11 protein-coding genes and 1 tRNA gene are annotated in these 7198 nt (G+C 67.7%); 8 read left to right on the top strand and 4 right to left on the bottom strand.

Translation table 11 applies throughout. The features are described 5' to 3' along the window. The 3 genes from ypfJ to ITP53_RS21500 form a co-directional block, all read left to right on the top strand. Positions 1–885 (top strand): KPN_02809 family neutral zinc metallopeptidase (ypfJ, locus tag ITP53_RS21510; protein WP_207756237.1); only part of this gene is annotated, 885 nt, incomplete at its 5' end. A gap of 146 nt (positions 886–1031) precedes the next feature. Further along, positions 1032–1328 (top strand): type II toxin-antitoxin system VapB family antitoxin, encoded by a 297-nt coding sequence (locus ITP53_RS21505; RefSeq protein WP_195897211.1) that lies wholly within the window; start codon positions 1032–1034, stop codon positions 1326–1328. Positions 1329–1439: 111 nt separating this feature from the next. Further along, entirely contained in the window at positions 1440–2228 is a 789-nt protein-coding gene (locus ITP53_RS21500) for a DUF4352 domain-containing protein (RefSeq protein ID WP_207756236.1), read from the top strand. A gap of 39 nt (positions 2229–2267) precedes the next feature. Here the strand turns inward: ITP53_RS21500 and ITP53_RS21495 are convergent. The 4 genes from ITP53_RS21495 to ITP53_RS21480 form a co-directional block, all read right to left on the bottom strand. Next, positions 2268–2357, bottom strand: a tRNA-Ser gene (locus ITP53_RS21495). 10 nt (positions 2358–2367) lie between these two features. After that, positions 2368–2823 carry a tRNA adenosine(34) deaminase TadA gene (tadA, locus tag ITP53_RS21490; RefSeq protein WP_328815287.1) on the bottom strand — a complete coding sequence of 152 codons (456 nt, stop codon included), beginning with the start codon at positions 2821–2823 and terminating at the stop codon, positions 2368–2370. Next, on the bottom strand, positions 2820–3296 hold the full coding sequence (locus ITP53_RS21485) for a tRNA adenosine deaminase-associated protein (RefSeq protein ID WP_195897210.1): 477 nt from the start codon (positions 3294–3296) through the stop codon (positions 2820–2822). Before ITP53_RS21485 ends, tadA begins: the two co-directional genes overlap by 4 nt. Positions 3297–3313: 17 nt before the next feature. Beyond that, complete coding sequence (locus tag ITP53_RS21480; RefSeq protein WP_407941277.1) at positions 3314–3829, bottom strand: tRNA adenosine deaminase-associated protein; 516 nt, start codon at positions 3827–3829, stop codon at positions 3314–3316. Positions 3830–3974: 145 nt separating this feature from the next. Here ITP53_RS21480 and upp point away from each other — a divergent pair, with 145 nt between their 5' ends. The 5 genes from upp (at position 3975) to ITP53_RS21455 (ending at position 7173) form a co-directional block, all read left to right on the top strand. Beyond that, positions 3975–4613, top strand: a complete 639-nt coding sequence (upp, locus tag ITP53_RS21475; RefSeq protein ID WP_195897208.1) for a uracil phosphoribosyltransferase — start codon at positions 3975–3977, stop codon at positions 4611–4613. 121 nt (positions 4614–4734) lie between these two features. Continuing rightward, positions 4735–4959, top strand: coding sequence for a hypothetical protein (locus ITP53_RS21470; protein WP_195897207.1), 225 nt, complete (start codon positions 4735–4737; stop codon positions 4957–4959). Between the two features lie 97 nt (positions 4960–5056). Beyond that, positions 5057–5215 carry a hypothetical protein gene (locus ITP53_RS21465; RefSeq protein ID WP_195897206.1) on the top strand — a complete coding sequence of 53 codons (159 nt, stop codon included), beginning with the start codon at positions 5057–5059 and terminating at the stop codon, positions 5213–5215. Next, the gene (locus tag ITP53_RS21460) at positions 5212–5745 is read left to right on the top strand and encodes a PH domain-containing protein (protein WP_195897205.1); all 534 of its coding nucleotides are present in this window, start codon (positions 5212–5214) and stop codon (positions 5743–5745) included. The genes ITP53_RS21465 and ITP53_RS21460 overlap by 4 nt, the downstream gene beginning before the upstream one ends. Positions 5746–5841: 96 nt before the next feature. Further along, the gene (locus ITP53_RS21455) at positions 5842–7173 is read left to right on the top strand and encodes a helix-turn-helix domain-containing protein (RefSeq protein ID WP_195897204.1); all 1332 of its coding nucleotides are present in this window, start codon (positions 5842–5844) and stop codon (positions 7171–7173) included. The last annotated feature ends 25 nt before the right edge of the window (positions 7174–7198 follow it).

Here is a 7198-nt window from a genome sequence, read left to right as displayed (position 1 = left end):
GTGGGCGGGGGCGGCGGCATGCCCGGCGGCGGCTGCCTGCTGCCGATCGGCGGGCGCGGCGGCGGCTGCCTCCTGCTGGTCCTGGCGGCGGCCGGGATCTTCCTGTTCGGGGTCGTCCCCTCGCCGTTCACCGGGAAAGAGGACGGCCGGCAGGGCGGCGGCAGGCAGCCGAGCGCCCCGCCGACGGCCGCCTCGCCGAGCGGCAACCTCGCCGAACGCTGCCGCACGGGCGCGGACGCCGACCAGTCCGAGGACTGCCGCGTCGTCGGCACGGTCAACAGCATCCAGGCCTACTGGCGGCAGGCGTTCGCGCGGCACGGCCGCGACGTCTACGTGCCGGCCAAGACCGTGCTGTTCTCCCGCGAGGTCAACACCGGCTGCGGCCTGGCCGACTCCGCCGTCGGGCCTTTCTACTGCCCGGCCGATCGCCGGGTCTACCTCGACCTGACCTTCTTCGACACACTCCAGCGCGATTTCGGCGCCAAGGGCGGCCCGTTCGCGCAAGCGTACGTGGTCGCCCACGAGTACGGTCACCACGTACAGAGCCTGAGCGGCACCATGAACAGGATCGACCGCGACAACCGGCCAGGCGCCGACAGTCCCTCGGTACGCCTCGAACTCCAGGCCGACTGCTACGCGGGAATCTGGGCGCACAACGCGGTCGCGACCGGGTTCTACGACCAGCCGTTCTCCAGGAACGACATCGACCAGGCGCTCAGCGCCGCGGCCGCGGTGGGCGACGACAGCATCCAGCGCCGCTCCCAGGGCCGCGTGACCCCTGACGCCTTCACGCACGGCACGTCACGGCAGCGGGAGAAGTGGTTCAGCGTCGGCTACGGCAGCGGCGATCCCGGGCAATGCGACACGTTCTCCGGCGGCATCTAGCCGATCCGCCCGCTATCCGAAATCCGTGCGCCTGGAATCCGCCGGCGCCTTCCAGTCCGGCGGTATAAACGGCGTTCCTGCAAGCTGATCTGGCCTGACACGCCCGAACAGCGCAAGGAATCGGATTCTCTCCTAAAATCGGGGGGGTGATCTTCAAGCTAGTCGGCGACGGACGCCCTTACCCCGAACACGGTCTGACGCACCGCGAGTGGGCGCAGATCCCTCCAAGGCAGGTCCGGCTCGACTCGTTGATCACCACGAAGGCCATGCTGGACCTGCACTCGCTGCTCGCCGCCGACTCCACGTTCTACGGGGACCTCTTCCCGCACGTGGTCCAGTGGCAGGGCGAGCTCTACCTGGAGGACGGCCTGCACCGCGCGCTGCGCGCGGCGCTGCACCAACGATCGATCCTGCACGCCAGGGTCCTGGAGCTGCCCAACTGAGAAAGGAAGAAAAAAGGGAGTCGCGATTCGCGGCTCCCTTTTTCGTGCGTCAACCGGTACGACGTCTCGCGCGTCACAGCAACGTCCTTCAACATCATTTGGAGAAATGCCGTGTCGTATCCCCAGCAACCCCCCGGGCAGCAGCCACAGAACGGATACGGTTACGGCCCGCCGACCCACCCCGGCTACGGCTACCCGCCGCCTCCACCGCCCCCACCGAAGAAGAGCAATCTCGGCGTGATCCTGCTGCTGGCCATCGGGTTACCGCTGCTGCTGCTCGGCGGCTGCGGCGCCGTGTTCTTCGTGGCCACCGCCGATCGGGCCGGCGTGACCACCCGCGACTCGCTCGAACAGGAGGCCGTGGAGGACGACGCGCCGCAGGCCCGGCTCGACCCGACCACCCCGCCGAGCTCGGCCCCCGGACAAGAGCCCAGCTCGGCGCCCGAACAACAGCAGGAGCAGCCCCCACAGCAGCCGGCTTCGGCCAAGGTCGGCGACACGCTCACCCTCGAAGGCATCGAGCCCGGTCTCAAGGTCGACGTGACCGTCAACCAGGTGGTCTCCACCGCGACTTCGGCGAACACCTTCATCAAGCCCGACAGCGGCAAGCGATTCGTGGCGGTTCAGGTGACGCTCACCAACAAGGGGACGGACGTCTACAGCGACTCCCCGACGAACGGCGCCTGGATGATCGACAACGAGGGCCAGCAGTACCGCGCCAGCATCGTCGCGGACGTGCGCGAGGGCGAGTCGTTCGGCGGCTCGGCCACGATCAACACCGGCGACAGCAGGAAGGGCATGATCGTGTTCGAGCTGCCCGAGTCGGCCACGCCCGCCAAGCTGCAGTTCGCGCTCAACAGCGGGTTCGCCGAGCAGAAGGGTGAATGGCGGCTGAACTGAGCCCACGCGAAAGGGCCCCCGAAGCCTCGGGAGCCCTTGTGGCGGTGGTGGTGGGATTTGAACCCACGGATGAGTTGCCCCATCACACGCTTTCGAGGCGTGCGCCCTCGGCCACTAGGCGACACCACCGCCGACGAGCTTACCGGATCCTCCGGGTGGCGAAGAACCGCTTTAGTACGGCGGAGCACTCCTCGGCCAGAACTCCCATGACGACCTCGGGCCGATGGTTGAGCCGCCGATCGCGTACGACGTCCCAGAGCGAGCCCACGGCCCCGCCCTTCTCGTCGACGGCGCCGTACACGATCCTGTCCACCCTGGCGAGCACCGCGGCGCCCGCGCACATCGTGCAGGGCTCCAGCGTCACCACGAGCGTGCAGCCGGTCAGCCGCCACTGCCCGCGCAGCGCCGCGGCCCGTCTGAGGGCGAGGACCTCGGCGTGGGCCGTGGGGTCGGCGGTGGACTCGCGGTCGTTGCCCGCCCCGGCCAGCACCTCGCCGAGCGGATCGAGCACCACCGCACCCACCGGGATCTCTCCCCTGGCGGCCGCCGTGGCGGCCTCCGCCAGGGCCAGGCGCATGGCTTGCTCGTACGTCACCGCAACCGGTCGAGCTCATCCGCGAACGACAGCCGCTCGGCTATCACCGACAGGATGTCGGCGGGCAGCATGCCCTCCTCCATGCTCAGCTCGAGCAGCTCCTCCGAGCTCACGCCCAGGTCGCTGAGCAGCTCGAAATCGCCGGCCGGGCGCACGCCGAGACCGTTGCTCTCCTTGTCGGGGGCCACCCCCGCGAACTCGGCGAACAACTCGCCCAGACGGTCGGAGAGCACAGCGTGCGCGTCCGACAGGAACACGCGCGGCTCGTCCTCGCCCCGGTATCGGACGATGGCGAACCACTCGTCCTCGACCTCGACGCAGAGCAGGGCCAACTCGTCACCGAGGAGGCCAAGCGCCTCCACGACGGCGTCACCGAAGTCATCGACGACCTCAGCGCCACCCAGGTCGACCTCGGCGCCGCTCCAGCCGTCGGAGGTCCTCACAAAAGCCGCAGAAAAGGTGTTGGACGCCATGTCCGAGCTCCAGGGGGTCAGCCGAAGACCGATTCGATGGCACGCTCGAACGACTCGGAGAAGCCGAGCCGCGCGGCGATGCTGGACAACACGTCTTCGGGCAGTAGATCAATGTCGCCGGAAAGGATGCCCAGCTCCATCTCGTCCAACCCGAGATCGGCGAAGATCGACAGATCTCCGGCGGGGAGCACGGTCTCCTCGTCCTGGAGGATCTCGTCGAGCTCCTCCTCGTCGGGCACGGGCACGTCGAGGTAGTCGAGAACCTGGCGCGCCAGCGGGAAGTCCCACGAAGCGGCGATGTCGGACAGGAACACGTCGACCCGCTCACCCAGGACCCGCAGCGCCACGAAGAACTCGTCGCCGACCGCCACCAGCCCGATGGTGCCGCTCTCGCTCGGCTGCTGCCTGAGGGCGTGGATCAGCCCCTTCAGGTCGGACGTGAGCGTGACAGGCAGCAGCTCGGCGTCCCAGCACTCGTCCTCGCGATAAACCACAATGGCGAAGTCGAGAGCGTCTTCGTCTGTCATCGCCATCTCCACCCGACCTCTGACACGACAGAATCACCAGCACCCAATCGTTCCAGAACCGGCGACTGGGCGTGTGCCTCTCCGACCAAATTGTGATCAAAGCAATCACACGTGATGCTGGCCCGTTCTTCACAAGATAGCGTTGTTCCCCATGGAAACCCTCGTCGTCGACCATCCGCTCGTGGCTCACAAGCTCACCACGCTGCGCGATGTCCGCACCGACTCGCCCACGTTCCGCAGGCTCGCGGACGAACTGGTGACGTTGCTCGCGTACGAGGCCACCCGCGACGTGCGCGTCACCGACGTGACCGTCGACACGCCCGTCTCGCCCGCCAAGGGCGTGCGCCTGGCCAAGCCGTACCCGCTGGTCGTGCCCATCCTGCGGGCCGGGCTCGGCATGCTCGACGGCATGACGCGGTTGCTGCCCACGGCCGAGGTCGGATTCCTGGGCATGGTCCGCAACGAGTCCACGCTGAAGGCGGAGACGTACGCCACGCGACTGCCCGACGACCTGTCCGGGCGGCAGTGCTTCGTGGTCGATCCCATGCTGGCCACCGGCGGCACGCTGGCGGCGGCGGTGCAGTTCCTGTTCGAGCGGGGCGCCGTGGACGTCACGGCCATCTGCCTGCTGGCGGCCCCCGAGGGGCTGGCGTACATGGACAAGGTGTTCGCGAACACCGGCAGGCCGATCCGCGTGGTGACCGCCGCGCTCGACGAGCGGCTCAACGAGCACGGCTACATCGTGCCCGGCCTCGGTGACGCGGGCGACCGGCTCTACGGCGTCGTCTGATCCTCCGCCGGTGCCCGTGTGACCTGAATTGCTACGCTCAGTCGCCTCTTCGTTACATACTGTGGTTGAGTGGGTACGAAGAGACAGGAAGGCAACTTCCGCATGCGCGTGGGGGAGCACGATGAGCGATCACATCGAGGCGGATCCGACTCCGTACGCGGAGGTGGAGGCGGTGCTGCGCGACGAGTTCGCCGGTGTCCACTCCACGACCACGGTAACGCGTTGCGTCGAGGCTGCGCACTACGGCGCGCTGGAGGTCACCGGCTACGCCCATCCCAGCCTCGTCGAACGCATCGCGCGCAAGCACCTTCACGTCCTGGCCCTGGTGGCCAGCGAACGTGGCTGAGCAAGATCAAAAGATACCGCTGAAGTCACCTTTACCCGGGCATCCGGGTGGGTAATGTATACGGCGGGTGGAGTGGGTTAGTGGCACGGAGGCGACAGTGCAGGTCAAAAAAGTCCTCACATACGGTGGTATCGCATTTGTTGCGTACTACCTGTTCGCACGACCAGCTGACGCCGCGGATGCGGTGAAGGGGGCGTTCGACACGGTGTTCAACGCGGCCGACTCGCTGGCCCAATTTGTGAACAGCCTCGCATGAGACTTGTGACCCACGGGGACTCTGCTCCGGCGTCGGTCAACCGCTACCTTCTCCCCCACGAACAACAGGTCCTCATGGTGCGACGGCACCCTGCCATCCTGCTCCGGCCCATCGCCGAGGTCTTCGGTGGCCTGATCATCGCCGGGCTGCTCAGCAGGTTCTTCGGCGGGGGCACCTCGGGTGGCACGGCGCTCGTCGTGGTCTGGTGGCTCTGGCTCCTGCTGCTGATCCGTTTCGTATGGAAAGTCGCGGAGTGGTCGGTCGATTACTTCGTGGTGACGTCCAAGCGGATGTTGCTGACCACGGGCCTGATCACGCGCAAGGTCGCGATGATGCCCTTGGGGAAGGTCACCGACATGAGCTTCCAGAGATCTCTGCTTGGGCGCATGCTCGGTTACGGTGAGTTCATCCTCGAATCAGCCGGCCAGGATCAGGCGCTGTCAACGGTCGAGTACATTCCGTATCCGGAGACCTTGTACCTCGAGGTCTGCCAGATGCTTTTTCCCAGCAAGGACGACAGCGACGATTAATCCTCCCGTGGAGAATTCTTCACCCGGGGATACCAGATTCGGCTACTTCATGCAATCATTGCGTGTTGTTGACCCTTCCCCGCCTTGAGAGATGAGATGCCGAGTCAGGGAACCATCGGTGACCGCGTCCGTGGATTGCGGCTGAACAGGCGGATGTCTCAGGCCCAACTGGCCGGACCCGACCTGTCTGACAGTTATGTCTCGCTCATTGAGTCGGGCAAGCGCACGCCGACTCCTGTCGTCGCCCGGCTCCTGGCCGAGCGTCTCGGATGCACGACCGAGTTCCTCCTTCACGGGATCGAGCCTCGGCAGCGCATCGACACCGAGCTGGGACTGCGCCATGCCGAGCTAGAGCTCCAGCACGGAGACCCATCCGTCGCGGCCGACCGCTTCACGGAGATCGTGAAGGCGGCCGACGAGGAAAACGCCATGCTGACCGCGCAGGCGCGGTTCGGCAGGGCACGCGCACTCGAGGCGCAGGGGCGCCTCGGGCAGGCGGTGGAGGCGTTCGAGCGGCTGCGCAGGGAGGCCGCTGCTCATCCTGAGCGGCTGGCCGACCTCCCCCTCACCATCGCGCTGAGCCGCTGCTACCAGCGGGCCGGCGACCGATTGCGCGCCCGCGACCTGGCCGCGTACGCGTTGCGCCAGGCCGAGCGGATGTCCATCACGCAGGGCGAGCTCGCCGTCGACCTGGCCGCCGCGCTGGTCGAGGCGCGCAGCGAGCGCGAGAGCGACTCCCCCGAGCTCGGATATGTCAAGCGTGTGCTGGACATGACGGGTGTTCCCGAAGTTCTGGACCGTTCCGGAGAGATCCGGGCGTTGTGGCACGCAAGTTCCGCGGCCGCGGCGGGCGAGGACTCGGCGCTGGCCGTGCGCCTGGCCGACGACGCGATCATGGCCGGCCGCCAGACGCGGCTCGCGCTGCAGCTGGCCCGGGCCGCCATGCACTGGGCCAGGCAGGTCACGGCGCCGATCGAAGAGGCCGAGCAGCTCATCGGGGCCGCCTCCAAGGCCTTCGCCGTCTTCCCCGTCACCGGTCACGAGCTCGGCGAGAGCCTGATCGTGCACGCGCGGGTCAGGCTGCGCGCCGGTGACCTGGCCGGTGCGGGCGAGCTGGCCGGCACGGCGCTGGACCGTCCGGGCATCACGCCGGCCGAGGCGCACCTCGTGCTGGCCACCGTGGCGCTCGAGCGGGACGGCGACGTCTCGGCGCACCTGCGGGCCGCGCACCAGCTGCTCAGCACGCTGGACCGGCCGGTGTTCGGCTCGGACCGGCATGTCGCCCGATGCTGGCGTGAGCTGGGCGATCTCTACGGCAGGGCGGGCCACAGGGCGGAGCAGACGGCGGTCTACCGTAAGGCGCTCGAAGCCGCCGGAGTTCGCTCGGCCATGGCAGGGGTGACGGTCGACGCCACTGTTACGAGCTGATCCTCCTGGAGTTCCAGATTTGGCT

It is taken from the genome of Nonomuraea cypriaca, from assembly GCF_015645445.1.
GTDB classification, from domain to species: domain Bacteria; phylum Actinomycetota; class Actinomycetes; order Streptosporangiales; family Streptosporangiaceae; genus Nonomuraea; species Nonomuraea cypriaca.
The sequence above is the reverse complement of the archived record's forward strand: the minus strand, read 5'-3'. Positions and strand labels throughout refer to the sequence as shown.

Coding starts and splice junctions, on each gene's coding strand:
- ITP53_RS21485 (WP_195897210.1), bottom strand. CDS start 3,296: ATGGCGTCCAACACCTTTTCTGCGGCTTTTGTGAGGACCTCCGACGGC.
- ITP53_RS21480 (WP_407941277.1), bottom strand. CDS start 3,829: ATGGCGATGACAGACGAAGACGCTCTCGACTTCGCCATTGTGGTTTAT.
- upp (WP_195897208.1), top strand. CDS start 3,975: ATGGAAACCCTCGTCGTCGACCATCCGCTCGTGGCTCACAAGCTCACC.
- ITP53_RS21470 (WP_195897207.1), top strand. CDS start 4,735: ATGAGCGATCACATCGAGGCGGATCCGACTCCGTACGCGGAGGTGGAG.
- ITP53_RS21460 (WP_195897205.1), top strand. CDS start 5,212: ATGAGACTTGTGACCCACGGGGACTCTGCTCCGGCGTCGGTCAACCGC.
- ITP53_RS21455 (WP_195897204.1), top strand. CDS start 5,842: ATGCCGAGTCAGGGAACCATCGGTGACCGCGTCCGTGGATTGCGGCTG.